The 26,065-nt window shown below is 71.3% G+C and carries 27 protein-coding genes and 1 tRNA gene; 16 read left to right on the top strand and 12 right to left on the bottom strand.

Annotated elements, in window-relative coordinates:
* The first annotated feature begins 104 nt into the window (after positions 1-104).
* The 6 genes from GA0070624_RS30625 (at position 105) to GA0070624_RS30600 (ending at position 7,891) form a co-directional block, all read left to right on the top strand.
* Positions 105-2,243: an MMPL family transporter gene (locus GA0070624_RS30625; protein ID WP_091350190.1), complete on the top strand. Its 2,139-nt coding sequence runs from the start codon at positions 105-107 to the stop codon at positions 2,241-2,243.
* Between the two features lie 123 nt (positions 2,244-2,366).
* Entirely contained in the window at positions 2,367-3,314 is a 948-nt protein-coding gene (locus tag GA0070624_RS30620) for a hypothetical protein (protein WP_141715219.1), read from the top strand.
* Positions 3,311-5,014, top strand: a complete 1,704-nt coding sequence (locus tag GA0070624_RS30615) for a M16 family metallopeptidase (RefSeq protein WP_091346678.1) — start codon at positions 3,311-3,313, stop codon at positions 5,012-5,014. The genes GA0070624_RS30620 and GA0070624_RS30615 overlap by 4 nt, the downstream gene beginning before the upstream one ends.
* A 77-nt stretch (positions 5,015-5,091) precedes the next feature.
* The gene (locus GA0070624_RS30610; protein ID WP_218105347.1) at positions 5,092-6,042 is read left to right on the top strand and encodes a hypothetical protein; all 951 of its coding nucleotides are present in this window, start codon (positions 5,092-5,094) and stop codon (positions 6,040-6,042) included.
* Positions 6,039-7,742 (top strand): peptidase M16 family protein, encoded by a 1,704-nt coding sequence (locus GA0070624_RS35110; protein WP_091346676.1) that lies wholly within the window; start codon positions 6,039-6,041, stop codon positions 7,740-7,742. The genes GA0070624_RS30610 and GA0070624_RS35110 overlap by 4 nt, the downstream gene beginning before the upstream one ends.
* A gap of 75 nt (positions 7,743-7,817) precedes the next feature.
* Positions 7,818-7,891 (top strand) — tRNA-Ile (locus GA0070624_RS30600).
* Between the two features lie 50 nt (positions 7,892-7,941).
* Here the strand turns inward: GA0070624_RS30600 and GA0070624_RS30595 are convergent.
* Positions 7,942-8,559, bottom strand: a complete 618-nt coding sequence (locus GA0070624_RS30595) for a GNAT family N-acetyltransferase (RefSeq protein ID WP_245719069.1) — start codon at positions 8,557-8,559, stop codon at positions 7,942-7,944.
* A gap of 1,086 nt (positions 8,560-9,645) precedes the next feature.
* On the opposite strand from GA0070624_RS30595, the gene GA0070624_RS30590 reads away from it, so the two are divergent.
* Entirely contained in the window at positions 9,646-10,167 is a 522-nt protein-coding gene (locus GA0070624_RS30590) for a zinc ribbon domain-containing protein (RefSeq protein WP_176731936.1), read from the top strand.
* Positions 10,168-10,284: 117 nt separating this feature from the next.
* Here GA0070624_RS30590 and GA0070624_RS30585 read toward each other — a convergent pair whose 3' ends face one another.
* From GA0070624_RS30585 to GA0070624_RS30575, 3 genes are read right to left on the bottom strand one after another with little or no spacing between them, the layout of a single operon-like run.
* Positions 10,285-10,710: an SHOCT-like domain-containing protein gene (locus GA0070624_RS30585; RefSeq protein WP_091346669.1), complete on the bottom strand. Its 426-nt coding sequence runs from the start codon at positions 10,708-10,710 to the stop codon at positions 10,285-10,287.
* A 26-nt stretch (positions 10,711-10,736) separates the two neighbouring features.
* On the bottom strand, positions 10,737-10,997 hold the full coding sequence (locus GA0070624_RS30580; protein WP_091346667.1) for a hypothetical protein: 261 nt from the start codon (positions 10,995-10,997) through the stop codon (positions 10,737-10,739).
* Entirely contained in the window at positions 10,994-11,368 is a 375-nt protein-coding gene (locus tag GA0070624_RS30575) for a DUF2089 domain-containing protein (protein ID WP_218105346.1), read from the bottom strand. Before GA0070624_RS30575 ends, GA0070624_RS30580 begins: the two co-directional genes overlap by 4 nt.
* A gap of 472 nt (positions 11,369-11,840) precedes the next feature.
* On the opposite strand from GA0070624_RS30575, the gene GA0070624_RS30570 reads away from it, so the two are divergent.
* Positions 11,841-12,311: a UPF0158 family protein gene (locus tag GA0070624_RS30570; protein WP_091346663.1), complete on the top strand. Its 471-nt coding sequence runs from the start codon at positions 11,841-11,843 to the stop codon at positions 12,309-12,311.
* A gap of 117 nt (positions 12,312-12,428) precedes the next feature.
* On the opposite strand, the gene GA0070624_RS30565 is transcribed toward GA0070624_RS30570, so the two are convergent.
* Together GA0070624_RS30565 and GA0070624_RS30560 are read right to left on the bottom strand one after the other, a co-directional pair.
* Positions 12,429-13,559, bottom strand: a complete 1,131-nt coding sequence (locus GA0070624_RS30565) for a GNAT family N-acetyltransferase (protein WP_141715218.1) — start codon at positions 13,557-13,559, stop codon at positions 12,429-12,431.
* A gap of 218 nt (positions 13,560-13,777) precedes the next feature.
* A complete protein-coding gene (locus GA0070624_RS30560; protein WP_091346659.1) occupies positions 13,778-14,710 on the bottom strand; it encodes an SMP-30/gluconolactonase/LRE family protein in 933 nt (310 codons plus the stop codon).
* A 101-nt stretch (positions 14,711-14,811) separates the two neighbouring features.
* Here GA0070624_RS30560 and GA0070624_RS30555 point away from each other — a divergent pair, with 101 nt between their 5' ends.
* The 3 genes from GA0070624_RS30555 to GA0070624_RS30545 all read left to right on the top strand — a co-directional run bounded on the left by GA0070624_RS30555 (position 14,812) and on the right by GA0070624_RS30545 (position 16,259).
* Positions 14,812-15,270 (top strand): Lrp/AsnC family transcriptional regulator, encoded by a 459-nt coding sequence (locus tag GA0070624_RS30555; RefSeq protein WP_091346657.1) that lies wholly within the window; start codon positions 14,812-14,814, stop codon positions 15,268-15,270.
* A gap of 184 nt (positions 15,271-15,454) precedes the next feature.
* Positions 15,455-15,703, top strand: a complete 249-nt coding sequence (locus tag GA0070624_RS30550; protein WP_091346655.1) for a hypothetical protein — start codon at positions 15,455-15,457, stop codon at positions 15,701-15,703.
* 157 nt (positions 15,704-15,860) lie between these two features.
* Positions 15,861-16,259, top strand: a complete 399-nt coding sequence (locus tag GA0070624_RS30545) for a hypothetical protein (RefSeq protein ID WP_091350183.1) — start codon at positions 15,861-15,863, stop codon at positions 16,257-16,259.
* Positions 16,260-16,406: 147 nt separating this feature from the next.
* On the opposite strand, the gene GA0070624_RS30540 is transcribed toward GA0070624_RS30545, so the two are convergent.
* On the bottom strand, positions 16,407-16,985 hold the full coding sequence (locus GA0070624_RS30540; protein WP_091346653.1) for a TetR/AcrR family transcriptional regulator: 579 nt from the start codon (positions 16,983-16,985) through the stop codon (positions 16,407-16,409).
* A 71-nt stretch (positions 16,986-17,056) separates the two neighbouring features.
* On the opposite strand from GA0070624_RS30540, the gene GA0070624_RS30535 reads away from it, so the two are divergent.
* The gene (locus GA0070624_RS30535) at positions 17,057-18,262 is read left to right on the top strand and encodes an FAD-dependent monooxygenase (protein WP_091350179.1); all 1,206 of its coding nucleotides are present in this window, start codon (positions 17,057-17,059) and stop codon (positions 18,260-18,262) included.
* Positions 18,263-18,321: 59 nt separating this feature from the next.
* Here GA0070624_RS30535 and GA0070624_RS30530 read toward each other — a convergent pair whose 3' ends face one another.
* Both GA0070624_RS30530 and GA0070624_RS30525 read right to left on the bottom strand, forming a co-directional pair.
* Positions 18,322-18,864 (bottom strand): SRPBCC family protein, encoded by a 543-nt coding sequence (locus tag GA0070624_RS30530; RefSeq protein ID WP_091346651.1) that lies wholly within the window; start codon positions 18,862-18,864, stop codon positions 18,322-18,324.
* Positions 18,865-18,866: 2 nt separating this feature from the next.
* Positions 18,867-19,175: an ArsR/SmtB family transcription factor gene (locus GA0070624_RS30525; RefSeq protein WP_091346649.1), complete on the bottom strand. Its 309-nt coding sequence runs from the start codon at positions 19,173-19,175 to the stop codon at positions 18,867-18,869.
* Between the two features lie 137 nt (positions 19,176-19,312).
* Here GA0070624_RS30525 and GA0070624_RS30520 point away from each other — a divergent pair, with 137 nt between their 5' ends.
* The 3 genes from GA0070624_RS30520 (at position 19,313) to GA0070624_RS30505 (ending at position 22,721) form a co-directional block, all read left to right on the top strand.
* Positions 19,313-20,242, top strand: a complete 930-nt coding sequence (locus tag GA0070624_RS30520; protein WP_091346647.1) for an LLM class F420-dependent oxidoreductase — start codon at positions 19,313-19,315, stop codon at positions 20,240-20,242.
* Positions 20,243-20,613: 371 nt separating this feature from the next.
* A complete protein-coding gene (locus tag GA0070624_RS30510; protein ID WP_091346645.1) occupies positions 20,614-21,369 on the top strand; it encodes a DivIVA domain-containing protein in 756 nt (251 codons plus the stop codon).
* A gap of 185 nt (positions 21,370-21,554) precedes the next feature.
* A complete protein-coding gene (locus GA0070624_RS30505) occupies positions 21,555-22,721 on the top strand; it encodes an FAD-binding protein (protein WP_091350176.1) in 1,167 nt (388 codons plus the stop codon).
* 18 nt (positions 22,722-22,739) lie between these two features.
* Here the strand turns inward: GA0070624_RS30505 and GA0070624_RS30500 are convergent, their stop codons facing one another.
* Positions 22,740-23,189: a MarR family winged helix-turn-helix transcriptional regulator gene (locus tag GA0070624_RS30500; RefSeq protein WP_091346642.1), complete on the bottom strand. Its 450-nt coding sequence runs from the start codon at positions 23,187-23,189 to the stop codon at positions 22,740-22,742.
* A gap of 83 nt (positions 23,190-23,272) precedes the next feature.
* Between GA0070624_RS30500 and GA0070624_RS30495 the strand changes: the two genes are divergently transcribed.
* The gene (locus GA0070624_RS30495) at positions 23,273-23,968 is read left to right on the top strand and encodes a maleylpyruvate isomerase family mycothiol-dependent enzyme (RefSeq protein ID WP_091346640.1); all 696 of its coding nucleotides are present in this window, start codon (positions 23,273-23,275) and stop codon (positions 23,966-23,968) included.
* Here GA0070624_RS30495 and GA0070624_RS30490 read toward each other — a convergent pair.
* The gene (locus GA0070624_RS30490; RefSeq protein ID WP_091346638.1) at positions 23,910-25,055 is read right to left on the bottom strand and encodes a site-2 protease family protein; all 1,146 of its coding nucleotides are present in this window, start codon (positions 25,053-25,055) and stop codon (positions 23,910-23,912) included. The genes GA0070624_RS30495 and GA0070624_RS30490 overlap by 59 nt on opposite strands.
* Before the next feature lie 48 nt (positions 25,056-25,103).
* A complete protein-coding gene (locus GA0070624_RS30485; RefSeq protein ID WP_091346635.1) occupies positions 25,104-25,955 on the bottom strand; it encodes an alpha/beta hydrolase in 852 nt (283 codons plus the stop codon).
* Positions 25,956-26,065 lie beyond the last annotated feature (110 nt).

The following is a 26,065-nucleotide window of genomic DNA, read 5'->3' as shown; positions in this document are numbered from 1 at the left end:
GGAGGTTTCCACCCCGGAGGGTGGGTTTGCCCGGCAGGATGGTCGATGTCGGCCAGGATCCCCGCTGCGTCGATTGGTGCGTCGCTTCAAAGGGTGGGGTGGAGATGGCCGGAGGACGGAGCCGGGGCACCGCCACGCTGATCGCGGTGGCGGTCGTGCTCGGCTGGCTCGTCATCGGCGCGCTGGCCGGGCCGTACTCGGGGAAGCTGGGCGAGGTCGCGACCAACAACAACGCCGCCTTCCTCCCCACCGATGCCGAGGCGACCCGGGCGCAGAAGCTGTTCGCCGGCTTCGTGGCGAAGGAGACCATCCCCGCGCTCGTCGTCTACGAGCGCTCCTCGGGCCTCACGGGCGCGGACGACCAGCGGGTCGCCGCCGACGTCGCCCGGTTCGCCCAGGTGCCCGGCGTGGTGAGCCCGCTGCCGCCGCCGATCCCCAGCCGGGACGACCAGGCACTCCAGGTGATCGTCCCGATCGACAGCTCCGAGGGCGAGCAGGTCCGGCAGGTGGTCGACAGGCTGCGCGACATCGCCGGGAACGACCGGGACGGGCTGACCGTGGACGTGGCCGGACCGGCCGGCCTGCTGGCCGACCTGATCGAGGTCTTCACCGCGATCGACGGGCCGCTGCTGCTGGTCACCCTGGTCGTGGTGCTGATCATCCTGCTGATCGTCTACCGCAGCCCGGTGCTCTGGATCTTCCCGCTGCTCGCCGCCGGGATGTCGTACTCGTTGGCGTCGGTGTTCGTCTATTACCTGGCCGAGAACGACGTGATCACGCTAAACGGGCAGGCGCAGGGCATCCTCACCGTGCTGGTCTTCGGCGCCGGCACCGACTACGCGTTGCTGCTGATCGCCCGCTACCGGGAGGAGCTGCACCGGCACGGGCGCCCCTGGGACGCGATGAAGACCGCGTGGAAGGGCGCCGCCCCGGCGATCATCGCCTCCGGCATCACCGTCATCGTCAGCCTGCTCTGCCTGCTGTTGTCCAGCCTCAACTCCAACCGGGCGCTCGGTCCGGTCTCCGCCATCGGTATCGCCGCCACGCTGCTGGTGATGCTGACGTTCCTGCCCGCGCTGCTGGTGCTCGGCGGGCGCTGGGCGTTCTGGCCGCGTACGCCCTGGGAGGATCAGGCCGAGCCGCAGGCCGCGCACGGCATCTGGGGCCGGATCGCCGGGTTCGTCGCCCGGCGCGCCCGAGTGGTGTGGCTGGTCACCGCGGTGGTGCTGGCCGCGCTCACCCTCGGCGTCACCCAGCTCGGCGCGACCACCCTCGGCCAGTCCGACCTCTTCACCAACCGCACCGACTCGGTGGCCGGCCAGGAGGTGATCGCCCGGCACTACCCGGCCGGCACCGGCAGCCCGGCCACCATCTTCACCCGTCAGGAGACCGCCCAGCAGATCGCCCAGGTGGCCCAGGGCGTCCCCGGGGTGGCCGCCGTCCGCCCGGTCACCCAGCAGCGGCAGGCCGGCCCGCCGGACCCGAACGCCCAGCCCAAGGTGGTCGACGGGCGGGTGCAGCTGGAGGCGACCCTCGCCGATCCGCCGGACAGCGACGGCGCCGAACGGACCATCCGCGACCTGCGCGCGGCCGTGCACAAGGTGCCTGGCTCGGACTCCGTGGTCGGCGGCTTCACCGCGATCAACGTGGACACCGCCGCCGCCTCCACCCGGGACCGCAACCTGATCATCCCGGTGGTGCTGGTGGTCATCGCGATCATCCTGGCCCTGCTGCTGCGCGCGCTGCTCGCCCCGGTCCTGCTGATCGCGACCGTTCTCCTCTCCTTCCTGGCCACGCTCGGCCTCTGCGCGCTGCTCTTCAAGTACGTCTTCGACTTTCCCGGCGTCGACCAGTCGTTCCCACTCTTCGCCTTCGTCTTCCTGGTCGCCCTCGGCATCGACTACAACATCTTCCTGATGAGCCGGGTTCGCGAGGAGTCGGTCAAGCGCGGCACCCGGGCCGGGGTCCTGGCCGGCCTCGCGCTCACCGGCGGCGTGATCACCTCCGCCGGCATCGTGCTCGCCGCGACCTTCTCCGCGCTGGCCGTGCTCCCGCTGGTGGTGCTCGTCGAGTTGGGCGTGGCGGTCGCGGTCGGGGTGCTGCTCGACACCATCGTCGTCCGGTCGCTGCTGGTGCCCGCCCTGGCGTACGACATCGGGCCGAAGGTCTGGTGGCCGGGCCGGCTGTCCCGGACGAACCGCGACGGGGACCGGACCGGCGCGGAGCTCGAGCCTGCTCGCTGAGTCCGACGTGGCCATGGTCGGCGGCGGCTGAGCGGCTGCTCGCCACCCTCGCCGCAGCTGGCGGGGCGGGTCCAACTGGACGGGGGAGCCGGGGCCGTCCCGTGATCACCTATGATCGCCGCCATGCCCGAGCCCCTCCCGGCGATCAACTTCGACCCGGCCGCCGCGTTTCCCGAGGTCAACGACATGCGCGCGGCCCTCGACGCGCGGGACTGGGCGCGCGTCCGGCGGCTGCTCGACGCGCGGGACTGGGCCGGCCGCTCGTTGCTGATCGGCGTCGCCGACGACGTCGAGGGGATCGGCGACTTCCTCCGCCAGGTGCTGGCACAGCAGCCCGGGGAGACCGTGGCCGCGACGATGTTGGCCGCGCACCTGATCCAGGTGGGCTGGGCGATCCGCAGCGACAAGCAGGCGAAGTACGTCAGCCGGGAGCAGTTCGCGCAGCTCCACGACTATCTGCGGCAGGCCGAGCAGATCCTGATCGACGTCTGCGCCCGCGACCCCGGCAACGTCATTGCCTGGCAGGAGCGCCTCACCACCGCGATGGGTCTGCAGCTGGGCCAGGCCGAGGCGCGCCGCCGCTACGACCGGCTCGCCCGGTACGCGCCGCACGACCGGCGTTCGCAGTCGGCCCTGCTCCAGCAGCTCTGCCCCAAGTGGGGCGGCACCTGGGACGACGTCTTCACGTTCGCGCGGGAGCGCATGCTCGCCGCGCCGGAGGGCGCGCAGAACGGCGTCCTGCTCGCCGACGCGCACTTCGAGCGGTGGTACGCCTTCGACACCGACGGCGAGCGGGCCGCGTACGCGCGGGATCCGCGCGTGGTGCAGGACATCTGGGCGGCCGCGAAGCGCTCCGTGCTGCACCCGCACTTCCGGCACGAACCCGGGTGGGTCTCCACCCGGTCCGTCTTCGCCCTCTGGTTCGGGCTGATGGACCAGTGGGCCGCGGCGGCGGCCCAGTTCGCCGCCCTGGGGCACCTGGGCAGCGAGTACCCCTGGTCCTACCTGTCCGGCAGGCAGACGCTCGACCACTTCCGCTCCGAGGCGTACGCGAAGGGTGGCGCCCGATGATCCGCCAACTGGACGTCGACGGGGTGCCCACGCTGCTCGCCCCCACCTCCGGGCCGTTGCGCGCGGGGCTCACCTTCCGGGTCGGCACCGCCGACGAGACGCTGCCCCGCAGGGGCATCACGCACCTGCTCGAACACCTCGCGCTGGCCCCGCTCGGGCTGGCCGACTACCACTTCAACGGCGCCACCGCGTCGACCTACACCTCCTTCTACATGCAGGGCTCGGAGGAGGACGTCGCCGGCTTCCTCACCGCCGTCTGCCGCACCATCCACGACCTGCCGATGGGCCGGCTGGAGGTGGAGAAGGAGATCCTGCGGACCGAGTGGAGCAGCCGGGGCAGCGCACCGGTCCGGGAGATCCCGTTCTGGCGGCACGGCGCCCGCGACCACGGGCTGATCAGCTTCGCGGAGTTCGGCCTGCCCACGCTGACCGAGCACGACCTGCGGCAGTGGGCGGCCCGCTGGTTCACCCCGGAGAACGCGGTGCTCTGGATCGCCGGCGACCGGGTGCCGGCCGGGCTGCGGCTGGCGCTGCCGGCCGGCGTACGGCAACCGGTCCCGGCCGCGTCGTCGGCGCTGCCGACCACCCCCGCGTACTTCGCCAACGGCTCGCGGGCGGTGGTGCTGGACTCGGTCGTGCGCCGCCGGAGCACCGCGAGCGTCCTCGCCGACGTGCTGGAACGCGAGCTCTTCCGGTCGCTGCGGCAGGAGGACGGCCTCTCCTACGCCATCGACACCTCGTACCAGCCGCGCGGGGACGGGTACGCCACCCTGCGCGCGCTCGCCGACGCGCTGCCCGAGAAGCAGGACGCGGTGCTCGGCGGCTTCATCGACGTGCTGGCCAAGCTGCGGGTCGGGCGGATCGAACAGGCCGACCTGGAGGCCGCCGTGGCCAAGCGGGAGGACGCCCTCGCCTCGCCCGAGGTGGACGCGGACCGGCTGCCCACCTGCGCGCTCAACCTGCTGACCGGCGAGCCGAACCTGACGGTCGACGAACTGCGGGCGGAGCTGAACAGCGTCACCCTCGCCGACCTGCACCAGGTGGTGCAGGAGGTCACCGCCACGGCGCTGCTCATGGTGCCGGACGGACACACCGCCGACTGGGCCGGCTTCACCGAGGCGCCGACCCGCTCCACGCACACGGTGACGGGCACCGCGTACCAGCAACGAGAGGGCGACGCCGAGCTGCGGGTCGGCGTCGACGGGGTGAGCTACCTCGGCCCCGGCGGCCCGCACACCGTCCGGTACGCCGAGTGCGCGGCCATGCTCGCCTGGCCGGACGGGGCCCGCCGGCTGATCGGCTACGACGCCATCTCGGTGCACATCGAGCCGACGCTGTTCGACCTGCACCCGGGCGCCATTCACGTCATCGACCAGCAGGTGCCAGCCGACCGTCGGCTCCCCATGCCGGCCCGGCCGCCGGAGCAGATCCCCCAGCCGTACGCGGCGGCCAACCGGCGGCAGTCGCAGCAGCGGCCGGCCCCGGCGAAGCGCTCCTGGTGGGAGATCCCGGTCATGGTGCTCAGCGGGCTCGCCACCCTCGGCGTCGGCGGGATCAGCCTGCTGCTCACCCTCAGCATGTTCATCACCGACGAGGCGGACGGCGACGAGGGCTGGCTGTGGGGCATGGTCGTGGTGTGCTGGCTGGTCACGGTCGTCCTCGCGCTGCCCATCGTGCTGCTCCGGCGGCGACGCCGCTGACGCCCACCGCGCCCGCAGTGCGGGAAGAGCCTGGTCAGGGGGTCACCGGCCGGCGGTGATCGCCTATGATCGCCGCCATGCCCGCCCCCCTCCCGGCACCCAGCTTCGACCCCGCGACCGCGTATCCCGAGCTGGGCCGGATGCGGGCGGCGCTGGCCGCCGGTGACTGGCCCACGGTCCGGCAGGTGGTCGGCGGGCTGGACTGGAACGGCATCTCGCTCTTCACCCTCCAGTGCGGCGAGCTGGAGGGCACCGAGCCGTTCCTGCGCTCGGTGGTCGCCCGGCAGCCCGGCGAGCCGGTCGCGGCGAGCCTGCTCGCCGCCACCCTCATCCGCACCGGGTGGCGGATCCGCACCGGCTACCGGGCGCAGCACGTCAGCCGGGAGCAGTTCGAGCAGTTCCACGCGTACCTGCGGCAGGCCGAGACGGTCCTCATCGACGTCACCGCCCGGCATCCCAACTACGTGACCGCCTGGTACCTCCGGGTCACCAGCGCCCGCGGCCTCGAACTCCACCAGTCCGAGGCGCGCCGCCGCTACGACCAGCTCGCCAAGCACCAGCCGCACCACCGGCCGGCGCAGTCCTCGCTGCTGCAGAAGCTCTGCCCGAAGTGGGGCGGCAGTTGGGAGGCCACCCACGGGTTCGCCCTGGAGTGCATGCGGAGCGCGCCACCCGGGTCGCTCAACGGTGTGCTGGTCATCGAGGGACACCTCGAACACGCCCTCGACCTCGGCGACCGCGGCCAGGCCGCCGACTACCTGCGCGCGCCCCAGGTGCGGCAGGAGATCCAGGAGGCGGCGCACCGGTCGGTGTGGCACCCGGAATTCCGGCACGTCCCCGGCTGGGTCTCCGTCCGCAGCACCTTCGCCCTGGCCTTCGGCCTGATGGGGGAGTGGTCGGCGGCGGCCGGGCAGTTCGCGGCGCTCGGCCAACTGGCCGACGAGTCGATGTTCGACTATCTCGGCGACGCGGCCGAGGAGTTCCAGCGGATGCGCGCCGAGGCGTACGCGAAGGGCAGCCCACGATGATCCGGCAGTTCGAGATCGACGGTGTTCCCACGCTGCTCGCCCCGACCGGCGGGCCGATGCACGCGGGGCTGGTCTTCCGGGTCGGCACCGCCGACGAGACGCTGGCCCGGGCCGGCGTCACCCACCTGCTGGAGCATCTGGCCCTGGCGCCCCTCGGCCTGGCGGACTACCACTACAACGGCGCCACCGGCGCGGTGTTCACCTACTTCCACACCCAGGGCTCCGAACAGGACATCGCGGCGTTCCTCACCGCGGTCTGCCACCACCTGCACCAGCCGCCCATGCCGCGGCTGGAGATGGAGAAGGAGATCCTCCGGACGGAGTGGAGCAGCCGTACGCCCGGCGCGATGGACGGCGTGCCGCTGTGGCGGTACGGGGCCCGCGACCACGGGCTGACCAGCTACCCGGAGTTCGGGCTGCCGATGCTCGGCCCCGACGACCTGCGGACGTGGGCGGCCAGGTACTTCACCCGGGAGAACGCGGTGCTCTGGATCGCCGGCGACCGGGTGCCGGCGGGACTCCGGCTGCCGCTGCCCGGCGGGTACCGGCAGCCGGTCCCGGCCGCCTCCTCCGCGCTGCCGCAGACCCCGGCGTACTTCGTGAGCGGGAGCAGGTGCGTCGCGCTCGACGCGGTGATCCGCCGGCGTACCGCCGCCAGCGTCTTCGCCGGGGTGCTGGAACGGGAGCTGTTCCGCTCGCTGCGGCAGGAGGGCGGCTTCTCCTACACCGTCACGGCCGGGTACGAGCCCCGCGGCGACGGGTACAGCAACCTGCGGGCCCTCGCCGACGCGCTGCCCGACAAGCAGGACGCCGTGCTCGGCGGGTTCGTCGACGTGCTGGCCAAACTGGCGGTGGGGCGGATCGAGCAGGCCGACCTCGACGCACACACCAGCAAGGTCGCCGACTCGCTCGGCGTCGCCGAGGTGCACGCCGCCATGCTGCCGACGCACGCGTTCAACCTGCTGACCGGCTACCCGAACCTGTCGGTGGACGAGTACCGCGCCGAGCTCAAGGCAGTCACCCTCGCCGACCTGCACGAGGTGGCCCAGGAGGTGATGGGCTCGGCCCTGCTGATGGTGCCCGAGGGCAGCAGCGCGGACTGGGCGGGCTTCGTCGAGGCGCCCGGCTGCTCGACCCACGCCGTCGACGGCACCGCGTACCGGTCGAAGGAGGGCGACGTCGAGTTGCGGGTCGGCGCGGACGGCGTCAGCTACGTCGCCCCGGACGGCCTGCTCACCGTCCGGTACGCCGAGTGCGCGGCCATGCTGGCCTGGCCGGACGGGGCCCGCCAGCTCACCGGCCACGACGCCATCTCGATCCGGATCGAGCCCACCCTGTTCGACCTGCATCCGGCGGCGATCCAGTTCCTGGACAGCCAGATCGGGCCCGAGCGACGGGTGGACATGCCGGCGCGCCCGCCGGAGCACATCCCGCAGCCCGCCCCGCCGTCGGCGCCAACGCCGGCCGCGTCGGCCGGCGCCGCCGACTCGCCCGCGATCAACTGGTCGGCCAAGGGCACGGTGATCACCACGGCCGTCCTGGCCGTCCTGATCGGCGGGCTGGCGCTGCTCTGCACGCTCGGCGCCGCCCTCGACGACGTGGACGACCCGGCCGGCGTGTCGATCCTCATCGCCGTCACCTGGGTGCTCGCTGTTATCCTCGCGTTGCCCTTCGTGCGCTCCCTGCGCCGGAGGCGGTGACGGTGCGGGCGAATTCTCCGGCCGATACGACGGTGGCCGGGCGAGATCGGCCGGGTTAATATCCGGCGCGGTAGCGGGGCGGTAGCTCAGCAGGTTAGAGCAGGGGACTCATAATCCCTCGGTCGCGGGTTCGAGTCCCGCCCGCCCCACCTCGGAAACACCCTGCTCAATACCCCTGCCCGAGCTGGGTGCGGCGTGATCATTCGGCGGCTTCCGGATGGCCGTGGTGACGCTCCCACTCGGGAGCGAGGATCGACATCACGATGTCGTCCACCCAGGCACCGTCATACAGCAGCGCGTCGCGCCGCACGCCCTCCACGACAAATCCCGCCTTCTCATAAGCACGGCGGGCCCGCGGGTTAAAGGCGAACACCCCCAGCGAGATCCGGTGCAAGCCGAGCCGCTCGAAGCCGTAGCCGACGATCAACCTCACCGCTTCGGTGCCAAGCCCGCGGTCCTGGCCCGCCTCAGCCAGCGCGATCCGGAAGTTACAGCTGTGGTTGCCGCTGTCCCACTGGTTGAGCACCGTCTCGCCCACACAGGCGCCGGTCACCCGATCGACCACCGCCAGGTCCAGTCGGTCCGGCTGTTCGTGACGGGAGCCATACCACGCGCGCATCCGCTCCTCGGCGGCCTCGTCCCAGGGCTCAGGATCTGCCGGTCCGTGGTCACTGCCGGTCAGGCGACCCACCTCCGGATCCTGCAGGATCGAGCGAAGAGCGGGAGCGTCTTCGTCCAGGAGGAACGGGCGCAGGAGCACCTTCTGACCGACGAGCGTGGGCTTGACGGAGAAGCCCGTTCGCGGAAGATCATTCACGCGGCGATTATCAGCAAGACGGGCCACCACAGCAATCAAGTTCCCCGCACCGGCATCCTGACCGTCAGCAGTCCGCATTTGGTCCGCAAGAGGTCGACGGACAGCGGGGCAGCGGTGTGAGACGACGAGAGCCGTTTCCGCCGCTAAACCCCGGTGTGCCGAGGTCGTACGGGGTAGGCAACTTGATCTCATAATCCCTCGGTCGCGGGTTCGAGTCCCGCCCGCCCCACATATGTCCGAACTTTCCTCTGGGACTCGAACCGGATGATCTGCTTGGTAGTCGCCGGCTTCACGGCCTGTCGGCGGCGCTCAGCGTCAGCCGTTTGCCGACCGCGCCGGTGCGAGCATGGCCTGCAGCGAGCCAACACCGCGGCCGGCGGCGACCCAGACCGGTACGGGCCTGGCGTGCGCCCGCGGATCCGGTGCGTCGGCTGCCGGACGTGGTCGTCCAGTCCCGCCAGCGCGAGCTCGACGCCAAGTACGGCCCGGCCTGATCACCTTGTCCGGAAAGCTCGAGCCCATCGACCTGTAGTTCGCCATCGGGCTTTCGCGCCGTTGGGCCTTCGCGGCGCAGGTCAGACCACTATGGACATATGACGCAGGGGCCACTTGTCCGGTGGCCCCTGGTCCGTGTTGCGCTACGCGTGACACCCAGCCAGCGGCGACGGTGCTTCGGGCTGCTGCGCTCGGCCGGTGACGTGTGGGCGTGCGTGTTGGAGGTCAACGCGTGGCGGCGCCGCCGCCACGACGTGCCGCTGGTGGGCTATCAGGAGTTGTGTCGGGAGTTGGCGGCGTCCGGGCCGGGCACGTTCGCTGAACTGGACTCGGTCGGTGCGCGGTCGGTGTTGCGCCGGTTTTCGGATGCGTGGTTCGCGGCGGCGAAGCGCCGCCGCGACGGTGACGGGTCGTCCCGGTTCCCGCGCTGGCGGCGGGGGTTGGTGCCGGTGCGCTGGTATCACGGCACGTTCACCCTTGACGGGCTTCGGGTGCGCATCCCCACCACCAAAGGCAGCCCGCCGTATCCGCCAGGCCCAGCACCAAGCCGCCGCCACCGTCGTCTCCTGGGCCGTACGCCAGCGTGTCGGCGTGCTGCACGTCGGCGACCCCCGCGGCGTGCTGGACCTGCCAGCGGGACGGCGACACAACCTGCGGCTGCGGCAGTGGCAGATCGGCCGACTCGTGCAGGTCCTCACCGACAAGGCCACCCTGGCCGGCATCACCGTCCGGCTGGTCGACGAACGCGGCACCTCCTCCACCTGCCCCACCTGCCGTAGGCGGGTGCCGAAACCCCGCGGCCGGACCCTGTCCTGCCCCCACTGCGAATTCTCCGGGCACCGCGACCTCGTCGCGGCCGCCAGCATCGCCACCCGCACCCCGGGCGGCGGACCCACCACCCCGACAGCCGTCGTGCTGCCGCAGGTGGTCACGCACCGTCGAGCCGACCGACACCTCCCCGGTGCCGGCCGATCCCGACGTGACCCCCGCCGCCCACCAAGGGCGGCGCGAGGATCAGTTGGCCCGCGGAGGCCCACCCCACCACCCGGCGGGGAGTCGCTCGCCCCCACGGCGAGGATCCACAACAGGCACCGGAAACCCGGTGAACGCTAGTGGACACCGCACTAGACTTCAGGTTGGCAGTTCAATCGTGGCTCTGCTGTTGCGGGCGCCCCTCGGGAAGGTGTTCCAGCACCTTCTCGAGGTCCCGTCCGATAATCCGGACGGTTCCTACTCGCAGAAGACGCGGACCTTGGTGTCGGGCTGGTCGACCTCGACCGTCATGTCGTCCAGGTGCTCGACGAGCGCCTCGAGCTGCTCGGGCTTGAGTTGGGTCAGGTCGAACGGCAGGCCCGACCTGGTGAGCTCCGCGTTGGCCTCGCCGAGCGCCTGCGCCGGAATCAACGCGGCGAGCCGCACACCGGCCCGGAGCAGTTGCAGCGGCACCCGGACGTTGACCCGGCTCGGAATGCCGTCGTCGTTCGCGTCCACCATCACCCGCAGATACTTCGGCTTTCCCTTCGGCCGTACGTCCGAGCCCGAGGCCACCGGTACCGGCTGGTCGCGTTCGAGAGCGGCGATGAGCTGGTCCGCCTCTTCCGTAGTGATCTTCCCTTCGGCGAGCATCTGCAGGATCTCTTTGCGCTGTTCGTTCACTGTGCACCTCTCCTTTTTCCGTGCCTCTATCTGATGTTCACGAGTACGGCCGTGCGCCCGTGCTCGACGTCGAGCCGGGTGCCGGGGAGAGCGGACATGATCCGCCACCCCGTGCCGAGTGCCCGCAGCAGACTGATCCGGTACACCAGGCACGCGACCGCCGCGACGACTACCGCCAGAACCACCACCGGCGACAAGACAAGCAGTACGGGGAGCACCGGTACCCAGATCCGGATAGGGCGACCGTTCGGGCGCTTCACCTGAACGGTCAACAGTTGCGGCATCATGTGCGACCCTCCAACTCGCGCAATGCCTGCTGGGCGTTGATCTCGCCGCGGCGCAGCCGGTCGATGATGTCGGCCCGCGACGGCGCCGGATCGGTCTCGACGAAGTCGAGCATCTGGGTGATCCGGTTGAGTCGCGACTTGATCGTCGGGTAGCTCACCCCGAAGATCCGCTCCATCTCCTTGATGGAACCGTGGCACCGGACGAACGCCGTGACGAACACCTGGTCTTCAAGGCTGAGCTGACCCAGTTGCGGGGGCTCGAACTCCCCCTCGATCGCCACGCCGCTGGCCAAGCGCACCCGCTCGACGACGAACGGCTGGCCCCGGGTCAGGTTCGTAAGTTCTTGCCAGTCCATCGCCCGCTCTGTCATATCTCAAGTTATACCTTAAACATCTTCATCGCGGAAGAAGCTGATCTTAATTTTCTTAAAAACGACTGATCCGCGTCCGGTCGGCCGCACCAGGCCCAGAGCCGACAGGTTCCATGAAGTTGCGGCCCGTCGGTTCGTCGCACCGGCACGTTCCGTGAACCTGCATGTTGGGCGGCCGGCCTCGCGACAAGTTCCGCGAAGACGCGCCCGCGCACTCCGCGCAGGTCTACCCACGCTGAGCCTCTTCGGCTTCGGGTTCCTACTGCGCCTAGCCTTCGACCCCGACAGCAGGACTTCAGGGCTGGTCTGGTTGGGCTACGGAGGTCTTGGCCTCATCGGGCTAGTGCTGACCGTAGTCAGCGTCGCCAAGGCGCGGAGCAGCGGTAGCGGTGGCGCACCTAGCGAGTGAACGTCCGCTTCTGCCGCCGGTCGCGGGTCGAAGCGCGGACAGAAGCGGGTTTATGGTGGCCGGATGCTTGACCTGAGCAGGCTAGACCTGGAGGAGATCGCCACCGCGCTCGAAGATCAGACCGACTACGAGCACCGATGGCTGATCAACCCGCAGACCGGCGAGATCGTGTTCTGGACGACGGACGGCGGCATCGACGGACACACGCCCATCGACCTTGACGACCTCGACCTGGTCGGTATTGATCCGCTGCCGTCCTACGTCTGGTACCAAGACATGGCCGACTTCGCCGAGAGGATCAGTGACGCGGCGGCCGGCCGCAGACTTGGGCGAGCGATCCAGGGCAAGGGCGCCTTCCGCCGGTTCAAGAACGAGTTGCACGAGGAGTATCCGCACCTACTGCCAGCGTGGTACGCCTTCCGCGACGTGCGCGCAAGGCGGCGGGCGGTTGAATGGCTGGTCGACAACTCGCTGGTCGACGACGAAACGGGCCAGCGTTTCGTGGCCGAGCACCCAGATCCCGACCTTCCCTGAGCTGGCGCCCGCGCCGCGCGACTTCCTGTACGACGAACGCACGCATCTGCCGTATATCGTCCATGCCGGGGCTGACCGGGGATCTCGGCTGCAAGCGATCCCGTGGTCCGCACGTTGCTAGACCGGAGATCCCTGCATGTCGACGTACTTGCGTGGTTCGGGTACGTCTGCGATGTGGTAGGTCATGACGCCCAAGGAGCAGACCTGGTCACCGTCCGGCTGCCGGATCGTGACCGGTGCGGGGACGACATTCCAACCGAGGTCCGCGTAGAAGCCGATCATGTCCGGTGGGCAGATCAGCAGCGCTGTCTCCGCGTCGCCGGCTCGTGCGTGTTCGATGGCCACGCTGATCAGCGTGCGGGCCGTGCCGACGCCCTGGTGCTCATGGTGGACCAGCACGCCGCCTAGTGCTGCGACCCTCCGCGTGAGCCCATCGTAGGTCATGTCTCGCAGCGACCACCCCACGCAGGCCACTGGCTTTCCCTCGTGATTGGCGGTGAGGGTGTGTTCCTCGGCCGCCCGGGTCAGCCCGGGGGCGGTGAGGCTAGCGAGGTCCGGATACCCGTCCGCAAGCATCGCCCGGAGTTCCGGCCGGATGGGGCCTGCCGAGTACGAGATCCGCATGTCTCCGGCTACGTAGGTGGCCGGTTCGGTCCGGGCTGGTCGGCACGAGCGGTCGAAGCGGAAACGGAGGCAGTGCCGGCCGCTGGAGATGGTGGTACCTGCCCGTTGTGCGCCGAGTCTGGTCAACACGGCGACCGAGGGCTCGTTGCCGGGCAGGACGAACCCGAACACCGCGGGCAGCCCCAGTGCGTCGAAGGCCAGGTCCAGACAAGCGCGCCCGGCTTCACTAGCTATCCCGCGACCTTGCGCCTTCGGGTTTATGGCGAAGCCGACATCGACCCCGAACGCAGGGCGGTTTCGAAGGCCCACTCGTCCAAGGAACTCGTGTGTGTCAGCGTCCCTGACCGCGAAGTCGCCGTAGCCGTGCCTGGCCCAGTGCGCCGCGTGCTGCTCGCACATTGCCTCGGCTGTGGACCGAGTGCCGGCCCGGCGACCTGCCAGCCATCGCATGACGCTGTCCTGACTGACCACTGCGTCGTAGAACTCGTCACTTTCCTCGCGACGCATCGGGTGCATCAACAGTCGCCGTGTACGCAGAACAAGTCCAGGTGGCTCCGCCATCTGCCTCCCTCGTTGCCTCCAGGAGACAGGATGAGCCTCCTGCGTGATGTGCATGCTGTCCATCACGCCAGGCCTGCGAACAGCGCGATGGCGGCCAAGACGTTGACGACGGCAGGTCTGGCGGAGAACGAAGCCAGGCGCCGCATCATGCGTCCCATCCAACCTCACGATCACCTACCGCGCGATGCGGTCGGCCTCTACTGCAGGATCGAACCCGGCTGTCACCGCCAGGTCCTCGGCGATGTGTCGCTGCCATCCAGCCGACGCGGGGTGTGCGTGGCTCACCGGTGCACCTGCTCGATCGGCTCGGGATAACGGGCGCCGTTGACGGTGACGCGCAGCGTGTACAGGCTCGTGGCGGCGGTGATGAACAGGTGGTTGCGTTTGTGGCCGCCGAAGGTGAGATTGGCGACGGACTCGGGCAGCAGCAGCTTGCCGATGAGGGTGCCGTCGGGGTCGAAGCAGTGCACGCCGTCCCAGGCTGCGGCCCAGACCCGGCCGGCGTCGTCGAGACGTAGGCCGTCGAAGCGCCCGAAGTCGCAGTCCGCGAAGATTTTCCCGCCGGTCAGGGCGCCCTCGGCGGTGACGTCGAAGACGCGGATGTGACTGGGTTCCTGGCGGGTGTCGGCGATGTAGAGTCGCTGCTCATCGCGGGAGAAAGCAAGACCGTTTGGCCGGCAGAAGTCGTCGGCGACGACTCGCAGGTCGCCGGTGGCCGGATCGAGGCGGAACACGTAGCAGGCGCCACCGAACTCGCTGTCGCCCTTGTTGCCCTCGTAGTCGCTGTGGATGCCGTAGATCGGATCGGTGAACCAGATCGTGCCGTCGGCGCGTACGACGACGTCGTTGGGGCTGTTGAGCCGCTTGCCGTGGTAGCGGTCGGCGAGCACGGTGATGGTGCCGTCGTGTTCGGTGCGGGTGACCCGCCGGTTGCCCTGTTCGCAGGTGATGAGCCGGCCCTGGCGGTCGATGGTGTTGCCGTTGGCGTACCCCGAGCAGTGCCGGAAGACGCCGACGGCGCCGGTGGTTTCGTCCCAGCGCATGAGCCGGTCGTTGGGGATGTCGCTCCAGACGAGGTAGCGCCCGGCTGGGAAGTACACCGGGCCCTCCGATTTGCGTGAGCCGGTGTGCAGGCGTTCGACGACGTAGTCGCCGTCGCAGTAGCGGAAGCGCTCGTCGAGTACCTGGAACTGGGCAGGGATGGTCTCAGCCACCGAAGTCTCCTCGCCTTAGTATGACGTTCGACAAGAAGCCTTCTCTGCCGAATCTGATATGGTCAACAGCAGAGTTGTCCGTTTCACATCCTGGAGCGCGTATGGACAGCATCGACCGAGCTTTGCTGGCGCAGCTGCAGGTCGACGCCACGCAGTCGTACGTGTCCCTGGGCCAGGCGGTCGGGCTGTCGGCTGGGTCGGCCCATGAGCGGGTGCGCAAGCTGCGCGAGCGCGGTGTCATCCGGCGTACTACCGTCGACGTCGATCCAGCCGCGGCCAGCCGCGGCGTTCTGTCCTACGTGATGCTGCAGGCAAGCGCCTGGATGGGCGACCCGCCGACCCGCGACGCGTTGGCGGATATCCCCGAGATCCAGGAGGCGCACATCATCGCCGGGTCGGCGTCGTTGCTGGTGAAGATCCGCACCTCGACCACCGAGCAGCTGCAGGCCGTGCTGCGACGAGTCTTCGCCGTCGACGGCGTCACCGGCACCCAGACCATCGTCGTACTGGAGACCTTCTTCGAACGGCCCATGTACCTCGGCGGCAACGGTTCCAGCTAACCCCGCCTCGGGCGGCGACGTCCGAACGCCTTTGTGGGCGACCACCTACTCGCGCGGTCGTGAACGGGCACCAAACTCCGACCGCTCCGACTCGTAATTCCTCGGTCGCGGCTTCGAGCCCCGCCCGCTCCACTTTGGTCCGTCGAGCGGAGTGTGCGGCCGCGCCGCAGGTTTCGTCCGCCACGTGGCGACGGATGGCGGCGGGCCGGAGGACCTCGACGGCGGCCCCAGGCTGAGGATGGCCGAGCACGCCCACGACTCGTTCTCGAAGGGGACCGTCACCTCGATCTCGCCGGTCCCCGTGACCGGGATGGCGGCCTGCACGGCCGGGCAGGGCGGCTGGAGCAGCAACTCCCAACCCTTCGGTAGCTGGCCGAGTACCTTCGGCCCGGTGGTGAAGAGCAATTTCAAGATCTCCATCTACGCGTCCTAGACGCTCAACACCGCCCCGGCCCCGGGGCCCACGCCGCGGGGCCACGACACGGCCGCGCCCTGATGGCCCGGTAGCCCTCCCTGCCCCGCTCAACGATTCTGGTACGAATGCTCATCCGCCCGACGGCACCGAGCGCAAGGATCGGTCCGTGACCACCATGACACGAACGCGTAACCTGCTCGGCGGTCTGATTCTCGCCGCGGCCACGGTCGGCACCTGGTGGGCCTGGCTGGGCTGGGACACCGGGTACACGGTCAACCCGGAGACCGGCGCGACCAGCGGGCCGTACGCGCCGTGGCAGGTGGCCGGCTGCGTGCTCACCCTGACCCTGCTAGCCGCGGTCGGCGGCTGGTGGCTGAGTCCCTGGCTGGTGGCGCCCGTGATGACGGCCGCCTTCACCCTCACCTGGGCGACGCACGCCGCGTCGGTCGACGAAACCGGCCTGTGGGCGGTGGGAGCGGTGCTGGTCTTGGTCGGGATGGCGGCGGGGACGACCGTGGTGAGCGTCGGTGCCCGGCTGATCCGCCGACGCCGCACGCGCAAGCCGGCCAGCTGACCGGCGTGCTCCCGTTGGCGGGTCCGCGGGCCCCGCCGCTGCTCGCCTTGGCCGGGGCGCATGAGCGCTGAGGCCGTCGGCGCGAGGTCCCGGGCTGATGGGAGGGTGTCCGAATCGGAGCACGAGAGGGTGCGGGCGGTGCGCCACTCAGGTGGTGAACTGGCCGGAGATCGTGCGGAGCGCCCGGGCCAGGTCCTGGGCGGACGGGGCGCTGTCCGGATCGACCAGCCACTGGGCCGCCACGCCGCCGAGCAGCGCCTGGTGGAACGAGCCGAGCCGCAGCGCATCCGCCTCGTCGGCGGTCGGGTCGAGGCGGTGGAAGATCTCGGCCAGCCCCAGCCGGGCCTGGTGGTTCGCGGCGGCGAAGGCCTCGCGCAGCTCCGGGGCGCGGTCCATCTGGGCGATCAGCTCGAACTGGATGGCCCAGAGCGGCCGCAGCCGGGCGAAGGACTCGATGATCCGGGTCCAGGCCGCCTCGAACCGCTGCTCGGGCGTGGCGTCCGGCCCGGCGTCCACCGCGAGGGCCCGCTGGAGCTCCTCGCCCCACTCCGCCATCGCCTCGACGAGGGCCTGGTCGAGCAGGGCCTTCGTCGTGCGGAAGTGGTAGCCGATGGCGGCCAGGCTGGTGCCCGAGGCGCCGGCGATGTCCCGGGCGGTGGTGCCCGAGTACCCCTTCTCCATCAGGCAGCGCTTCGCGCCGGCGAGCAGGTCTTCCCGATTTCCCATGCCGACAGCCTAGCCGATCGCTTGAACGAACGTCTTGCACAAACGTCTTAAACGCTTGTACGGTGATGGGCATGACGAACATCCTGATCTCCGGCGCCAGCGTCGCCGGCCCCGCTCTGGCCTGGTGGCTGCGTCGCTACGGCTTCCGTCCGACCGTCGTCGAGCGCGCCCCCGCGCTGCGCGCGGGCGGCTACAAGGTGGACATTCGCGGTGCCGCCCTCGACGTGGTCGACCGGATGGGCCTGCTGGAGCAGGTGCGGCGGCACGACACCGGCATGCGGCTGGCCCGCTTCGTGGACGCCGAGGGCGCCCAGCTCGCCACCATGGACGCCCAGCTCTTCGGCGGTCGGGAGGGCGACGACGCCGAGATCATGCGCGGCGACCTGGCCCGGATCCTCGCCGCCGCCACCGACGACGTGGAGTACGTCTTCGGCGACTCGATCGCCGCGATGACCCCGATCGCCGAGGGGGTCGAGGTGGCCTTCGAGCGGGGTTCGCGGCGGACGTTCGACCTGGTGATCGGTGCGGACGGGCTGCACTCGAACGTGCGCCGGCTGGCCTTCGGACCGGAGTCGTCGCACCTACGGCACCTCGGCCACCACATCGCGATCTTCACGGTGCCGGCCGAGTTCGGCGTCCCCCGCACCGAGCTGATGCACCCCGCCCCCGGGCGGACGGTCGGCGTGTACCGCACCGCCGGCGCTCAAGACGCCAAGACCCTCTTCCTGTTCCCCTCGCCGCAGGGCGGGCCCGACCACCGTGACGTGGCCGGGCAGAAGGCGCTGCTGGCGGAGGCGTTCGCCGGCGTGGGGTGGCAGGTGCCGCGGCTGCTCGACGCGATGTGGGACGCGCCGGACTTCTACCTCGACTCGATGAGCCAGGTGCGGATGGACCGCTGGTCGGCGGGGCGGATCGGCCTGGTCGGCGACGCCGCGTACGGGGCGTCGCCCGCCTCCGGGCAGGGGACCAGCCTGAGCCTGGTCGGGGCGTACGTGCTGGCGACCTCGCTCGCGACGGCGGGCGGCGACCCGGCGGCCGGGTTCGCCGACTACGAGCGGCGGATGCGCCCGTTCGTCGAGGCGAACCAGCAGCTCGCCGAGCGCAACCTGAAGGGGATGGTGCTTCGCTCGGCCGCCCAGATCCGGTTCCAGGTGCTGATGCTGCGGCTGATGCCGCACCTGCCCGGCCGGGAGCGCATGATCCGCCGGGTGACCGAGCCGATCCGCAAGGCGGCCACCGCCATCACCCTCCCGGACGCCGCGGCCATTGCGAGCTGAGGCCGGCCCGGGGGCGCCGGGTGCGGCCCCCGCCGGCCGGGTGCGGCCTCGCCGGCCGCTCAGGGCCGTGGTGGGTCAAGGTCCAGGCGCTCGGCGTACGCGTCGCGCAGCTCGGCCCAGCCGAAGTTCATCGCCTCCGCGCCGCGGATCGGGCCGACCGGGTCGCCCTCGAGCAGATGGTCGGCGACGTCCAGGCAGAGGTGCCACCCGGCGGCCATCATCGGGGCCAGGTCCCGCTTCTCCACCCGGTGCTTCAGCGTGAGCCGGGTGCCGGCGTCGGACGGGGTGAGCTCCCAGCGCAGCAGGTCGCCGCCCCAGGTGTACTCGAGCAGGGTCGGCCGCTCCGCGCGGAGCACGGTGGCCGGCGTGTCGGTGGTCTGGTCGCCGTCCACCATGCTGAGCGTGGCGTCGCCCTCCGTGCCGAGGTCGCGGCTGGCGAGGAACGGCGCCCACTCGGCGAGCCGGGCCGGCTCGGTCAGTGCCGCCCACACCTTCTCTGGCGGATGCCGCAGGTCGCGGACGAACACCAGGTCCCAGCGGTCGTCGGCGGGTATGCAGAAGACCTCGGCGAGCGGGCCGGGTCGGAAGCTGTCGCGGTCCATCGTCACTCCTGACTGTCGAGATGGCGCTCGAGGGCGTCGAGATGGTCCGTCCACAGTCGCCGGTACGGCGCGAGCCAGCCGTCCACGGCCTGCAGCGGGCGTACCTCGATCCGGTAGATCCGCTGCCGGGCGACCGTGCGGCAGGTGACGAAGCCGGCCTCGCGCAGCACCTTGAGGTGCTTGGAGACGGCCGGCTGGCTCATCCCCAGCGCGTCCACGAGGTCGCCGACGCTGCTCTCGGCGCGGCGGAGCCGTTCGAGGATCCGGCGCCGGGTCGGCTCGGCCAGGACGGCGAAGGCGTCAACGGACACCACCAAAGTATGCCCCGAGGCTCATATGACTGTCAAGGAATGTGACGAGGTCAGCTCCGAAGAGCTGCATCACTGCACAGGTGTTAACAAGGGTCCTTCCCCCTCAGCCGGACATTTCGGCTCAATATGCTCGGGGCATGGAACTGCGGATCTTCACTGAGCCCCAGCAGGGCGCCAGCTACGACCAGCTGCTCGCCGTGGCCCGCTGTGCGGAGGAGACGGGCTTCGCCGCCTTCTTCCGCTCCGACCACTACCTGAAGATGGGTTCGGTGAGCGGCGAGCCGGGTCCGACCGACGCCTGGACGACCCTCGCGGGGCTGGCCCGGGACACCGCCCGGCTCCGTCTCGGCACCCTGATGACCGCGGCCACCTTCCGGCTGCCCGGCCCGCTCGCGATCACCGTCGCGCAGGTCGACCAGATGAGCGGCGGCCGGGTCGAACTGGGCATCGGCACCGGCTGGTACGCCGAGGAGCACAGCGCGTACGGGATTCCGTTTCCGGCGCTCCGGGAGCGCTTCGACCGGCTGGAGGAGCAGCTCGCGATCATCACCGGGCTCTGGGAGACGCCGGTCGGCAAGACCTTCGACTTCCTCGGGAAGTATTACCAGGTCCGGAACTCCCCGGCGCTGCCCAAGCCGGCGCAGCGCCCGTGTCCGCCGATCCTGCTCGGCGGGACGGGTGCCAAGCGGACGCCCGGCCTCGCCGCCCGCTACGCCGACGAGTTCAACCTGCCGTTCGTCTCGGTCGAGGACTCGGCGGCCCAGTTCGAGCGGGTCCGGTGGGCGTGCGCCGAGATCGGCCGCGACCCGGACGAGCTGGTCTGGTCCAACGCGCTGGTGCTCTGCTGCGGCCGGGACGAGGCCGAGGTGACCCGGCGGGCCGCCGCGATCGGCCGGGAGCCGGCCGAGTTGCGCGAGAACGGCCTCGCCGGCACGCCCGCCGAGATCGTCGACAAGATCGGCCGGTACGCCGAGATCGGCAGCCGGCGGATCTATCTCCAGGTGCTCGACCTGGCCGACCTGGATCACCTGGAGTTGGTCGCCGCCGAGGTGATGCGGCAGGTCTGAGCGGTGGCAGGGCGACGGGGGCGGACCGGCCCCGTCGCCCAGGTCGGCGGGCCACTGCGCCGGCCGCGCGGGGCGGTGGACCCGGTACGGGGACGGGGTCCGGCTCCGGCTCCGGCGTGGGCACCGGCAACGGCACCGGAGCAGTCCGGTGCGCCGCCGGGGCCGCGCTGGCCGGGTCGCGCCCGACGCCGGTCGAGTTGATCTCCTCCTCCGACGGGCACCCGTCGCCGCGGAGGGTGGGGTCGCGGTAGCAGCTCATCGGCGTAGGTTTCCCCGTCGGCGCCGGAGCAACCGTGCCCGATCGACCGGTTTCCGCCCCTTGACAGGCAGGCGGATGATGCACCCGGACGGTCGCGGACGGGGGGTACGACGTGGAGCTGCACAGGAACCGGAGCTCGCTGCCGCTGGCGATCCTCTGCGTGGTCGGCGGGGTGGTGCTGTTGTCCTGCTCCCGTGAGGGGCGGGTCCTGCCCATCCTGGTCGCCCTGGGCAGCATCGCCCTCGGCGCGGTGGTGCTGGTCGGAGTGCTGCGCCCGTTCCGCTTCGCCATCGGCCCCGAGGGCCTCGACGTCCGCCGGTCCGGCCTGCGCGGGACCTACCGGTGGGACCAGTTCGACGCGCTGGCGCTCGAGGACGCGCCCCGCCAGGACGGGCGGCCCGGCGCGCCGCGGCTGCTCGGCGTACCGGCCGCGGGCATGCCACCGGGGCCGAAGGCGACCGCGCAGCACCCGGTCGACGGTCGGGCCGCCATCGAACTGCTCGACCTGGCCCAGGTGCGGGAGACGCCCGAGGAGCTGGCCGCCGCGCTGACCCGCTTCGCGGGGGACCGGTTCACCGACTCCCGTACCTCGCTCGGGCTGGACGGCCTTGAGCTGGAGTTCACCGAGGGGCTGCGCGGCTACCGGATGGACCGGGTGAACGAGCTGATCCGCCGCGCCCGGGCCGCGCTGGCCCGGGACGACCGGTCGGCGCGGCTGGCCGCCCGGTCGGAGATCGAGCAGGCCCGGGCGGCCGGGCTGCCGGTCGCCCTGCGCGGATACAACACCGGCCAGGTCGACGCGGCGCTGGACCGGCTCTGCGCCGCCCTGACCGACGAATCCGCGACTGACCGGAAGACCGCTCCGTGACCGACACTCCCGCCCACGCCGTCGCTGCCCCCAACGCCGACGGCGGCCGCATCGCGCAACGGGTCCCGAGCGGCGGCGCTGCCCGCGCCGAGAGCGGCGGCGCCCGCGTCGCGGGCGGGGACGCGAGCCGGAACTGGGCCGGCAACGTGCGCTACCGGGCCCGACGTCGGCACGAGCCGTCCACCATGGACGAACTGCGCCGGCTGGTCGCCGGCAGCGACCGGATCCGGGCCGTGGGCAGCGGGCACTCCTTCAACCGGCTCGGCGACACCACCGGCGACCTGGTCTCGCTGGCCGGGCTGCCGCCCACCGTCGAGCTGGACCCGGAGCGGGCGACGGTGACGGTCGCCGCCGGCCTGAGCTACGGCGAGGTGGCCACCCGGCTGCACTCCCAGGGGTACGCGCTGGCCAACCTCGCCTCCCTGCCGCACATCTCGGTGGCCGGCGCGGTCGCCACCGCCACCCACGGCTCCGGCGACGCCAACGGCAACCTGGCCACCGCTGTCGCCGCCCTGGAACTGGTGACCGCCGACGGCGAGCTGCTGACCGTGGACCGCTCCGACGACCGGTTCGCCGGGATGGTGGTCAACCTCGGCGCGCTCGGCGTCGTCACCCGGGTCACCCTCGACGTGGTGCCCGCCTTCGACGTGCGGCAGTACGTCCGGCTCGGCCTGCCCCGCGACGCGCTCGGCGCCGCCTTCGCCTCGGCGTACAGCGTCAGCGCCTTCACCGACTGGCGTTCGTCCCGCCTCGAGGTGTGGCGCAAGCAGCAGGCCGACCAGCCGCCGCCCCCGGCGCGCTGGTTCGGTACGACGGCGGCCAGGGCGGACCGCCATCCGGTGCCCGGCATGCCGGCGGAGAACTGCAGCCCGCAGCTCGGCGTGCCCGGGCCGTGGCACGAGCGGCTGCCGCACTTCCGGCTCAGGTTCACCCCGAGCAGCGGGGACGAGCTGCAGTCGGAGTACCACCTGCCACGCGAGGTGGCCGCAGCGGCGCTGGCCGCCCTGGATCCGGTGGCCGACCGGATCGCGGCCGTGGTGCAGGTCTGCGAGCTGCGCACGGTGGCCGCCGATGAACTGTGGCTGAGCCCGAACTACCGCCGGGACACCCTGGCGATGCACTTCACCTGGATCGGTGACGAGGCGGCGGTGACGCCGGTGGTGGCCGAGGCGGAGCAGCGGCTGGCGCCGTTCGCGCCGCGCCCGCACTGGGGCAAGGTCTTCGGCTCGAGCCCGGGCGCGGTGGCCGCGGCCTGGCCCCGGCAAGCCGACTTCCTGGCTCTGCTGACCGACCTCGACCCGACCGGGAAGTTCCGCACCGAGCTGCTGGACCGCTACTTCCCCCGTCGATAGCGGCCGATCCGTAGTCGGTCACTCGTACGGGTCGGTGATCTCCCGGAGCCGGGTCAGGGCGCGCCGGAGCTGGCTCGCGGCCTGCCGGCCCAGGTGTCGGGTCCATTCGGCTTCGACCTGTGCCTCGGCGCCTCGCGCCACCGTGATCGCCGCTTCGCCCCGCTCGGCGATGGTCACCAGCCGGGCGCGGGCGTCCCTGGGGTCGGGCACCCGGCGGACGTAGCCGGCGCGCTCCAGCTGGTCGACCAGGAACGCGGCGGTCTGCTTGGTGACCCGCGCCTGCTCGGCCAGGTCCGTGACCCGGGTGCCGTTCGGGCCGATCCGGGCGAACACCCGTCCCTGCGCCGGTGTGAGGTCGTCGAATCCGGCAGAGGCCAGGGCGTCGAGCACCCGGGCCTCCATGGCCCGGTACGCGATGAAGCAGAGCAGCCCGAGGTTCGGCTCGTCGGTGCCGCGATCCGCGCTCATGCGCCCCCTTGACTTAGTCAGAGCATCTGACCGATATTAGTCAGAGGATCGTATCAAATTCAGTCGCCGGCGAGGGGGCGGGGATGGATCGTGATGACGTCTGGCGGACGGTCGACGACGAGCGGTCCAGCCTTGCCGACCTCCTCGATGACCTGTCGCCGGAGGAGTGGGAGACCCCATCTCTCTGCGCCGGCTGGCGGGTACGCGAGGTCGCCGCGCACCTGACGCTCGCCCACATGGGCGCGCTGCCGGCAACCCTGGCGATGCTGCGAGCCCGCGGCAGCTTCCACCGCATGGTCCACGACACGGCCGTACGGCAGGCCCGGCTACCCGTCGAGCAGTACGCCGTCCAGCTGCGGGGCATGGTCGGATCGCGCCGGAAGGCACCCGGCGTGACGCACCTGGAGCCGCTGTTGGACATCCTCGTGCACGGCCAGGACATCGCCGTACCACTGCACCGCAGCCGCCCGCTGCCCCTGGCCGCCGCGGCCACCGCCGCTACCCGGGCCTGGACCATGGGCTGGCCGTTTCATGCGCGCCGCAGGCTGGGCGGATTCGAACTCGCCGCCGTTGACCATGCCTGGTCCATCGGGCGCGGCCCGCGGGTCCAGGGACCCATCGCGGCGCTGCTGCTCCTGCTCACCGGCCGGCACGGGGCCCTGGCGGGACTGTCCGGCCCGGGACTTGCCGAGCTCGAGGCACGACTGTCTCGGCAGCCAGCTAGCGGCGGCCGCCGGCCATCTGCTCCCGGAGGCTGCCGCGCTGCACCGCCCGACTGATGTCGCTCGGCGAGACGATGCCGACCAGCCGCTGATCCGTCACCACCAGCGCCCGGCCGTCGGAGCACTCGCTGAGCCGGGGGAGCAGGTCGTTGAGCTGTTCGTCCGGCGAGGCCAGCACGAGTTCGTCGGCCCGGCAGGCCACCTCGGCGAGGGTGGTGGCGGAGCGCCGGTCGGCCGGGATGCCGCGTACCCGGTCCAGGGTGACCAGGCCGACCGGCCGGCCGCCGTCCTCGGTCAGCGGCAGCGACGAGTGCCGGTACGTGAAGAGATGGTGGTCCACGAAGTCGGCGACGGTCATCTCCGCCGAGGCGGTCTGCGGCTCCGGGGTCATCACTTCCGCTACCCGGACCCCGCGCAGCGCGCTGCCCATCCGGGCCTGCCGCTCCTCCATGCCGGCCGCGCCGATCAGGAACCAGCCGATCAGCGCCAGCCAGAGCCCGCCGATCCCGGCGCCCACCAGGAACCGCCACAGCCCGAGGCCGATCAACACCGCACCCAGAACCCAGCCGGCCCGGGCGGCCACCACGGAGGCCTTGGTCCGGTCGCCGGTCGCCTTCCACACCGCGGCCCGCAACAGCCGCCCGCCGTCCAGCGGGGCGGCCGGCAGCACGTTGAAGATCGCCAGCAGGATGTTGATGCCGGCGAGCCAGGAGAGCGCGCCGAGCAGCAGGCCGCCCTGACCGGCGAGGGCGAGCACCACGGCCATGCCGCCGAAGAAGAACCCGATCAGCAGGCTGACCAGTGGCCCGATGCCGGCGATGCGCAGCTCCGCACCGGGATCCCGGGCCTCACCCTTCAGCTCGGAGACCCCGCCGAAGAGCCAGAGCGTGATGCCGCCGACGCCGATCCCGTTGCGCTTGGCGACCACCGAGTGGGACACCTCGTGGGCGAGCAGGCCGAGGAAGAAGACCACCGCGGCGCTCAGTCCCGCCGCCCCGTACGCCAAGGCCGAATGGCCGGGGTACGAGCGCGGGAACAGGCTGGCCGAGAGCGCCCAGGCGATCAGCAGGAAGATGACCAGGACGCTCCAGTTGACCCCGACGGGTACGCCCGCGATCCGGCCAAGCCGGAAGCTCGCCCTCATAGGTCCGTGATACCCCCGCGATGTCCCGCCATGCCAGCGACGCCCGCCTCACCGGCCGGGCGCCGTGCTCACCACCGTCGGCGACACGGTGTTCGCCATCTCCACCGCCCAGTCCAGCGCGTAGTCGGCCTGCTGCTCCCAGCCCGGCTCGCCACCCACGAAGTGCGACCGCCCGGGGAACTGGTGGTAGGCGGTCACGGCCGTGGACTTCTGGTAGAGGGCGGCGTTCGAGGAGATCACCGAGGGCGGCAGCACGTGGTCGGCGCCGCCGGCGATGAGCAGCAGCGGCGCCCGGGCGTCGCGCCGGGTGTCCACCTGGGCGGCCGAGTCCGGGTCCAGGTTGGCGAAGGCGCCCTCGAAGAAGACGTGGCCGGCGCCCGGGACGGCGTACCGCTCCCAGGCCGCGTCGGAGTCCGCCCGGCTCATGGTGTTGCCGAAGGCGTAGTGGAAGTCGTCCGCGGAGAACCACACCGCGCGGTGCCGGTTGGCCGGGTTGCGCAGGATGGAGAACGCGGAGCGCAGCGTGCTGAGCGGCAGCTTCAGGACCCCCTTGACCGGGGCGGGGTGCACGCCGACCCCGGCGGCGCCGAGGCCGCGGTCGAGCAGGATCTGGGTGATCAGTCCGCCGAAGGAGTGCCCCATCACGATCGGCGGCCGGGGCAGCTCGCGGATGATTCCGGTGTAGTGGTCGACGATGTCGGCGATGCGCTGCTGGGCGATCGGGGTCGGATCCGCCCGCAACGCCTCGACCTCGACCTCCATCCCGGGCCAGGCCGGGGTGAGCACCCGGAAGCCCCGGGCGGCGTAGCGGTCGGCCCAGCGTTCCCAACTGCGCGACGTCATCCACAGTCCGTGGATCAGCACGATCGTGTCGACCCGTCCCGTTGGCGCGCTCGCCATGGCATTGCCTCCCGGTCTCGAGACGCGTGGACGACGCGCTTACCCGGCCGCGCTCGCCATGCACCCGTACGCCCTGACAAATGTCATGGCCGGAAGGTGACGCGCGCTCC

The organism is Micromonospora rhizosphaerae (assembly GCF_900091465.1).
Classification (GTDB): Bacteria; Actinomycetota; Actinomycetes; order Mycobacteriales; family Micromonosporaceae; genus Micromonospora; species Micromonospora rhizosphaerae.
Note: the sequence above shows the minus strand (reverse complement) of the source record. Positions and strands in the feature narration are given on the sequence as shown.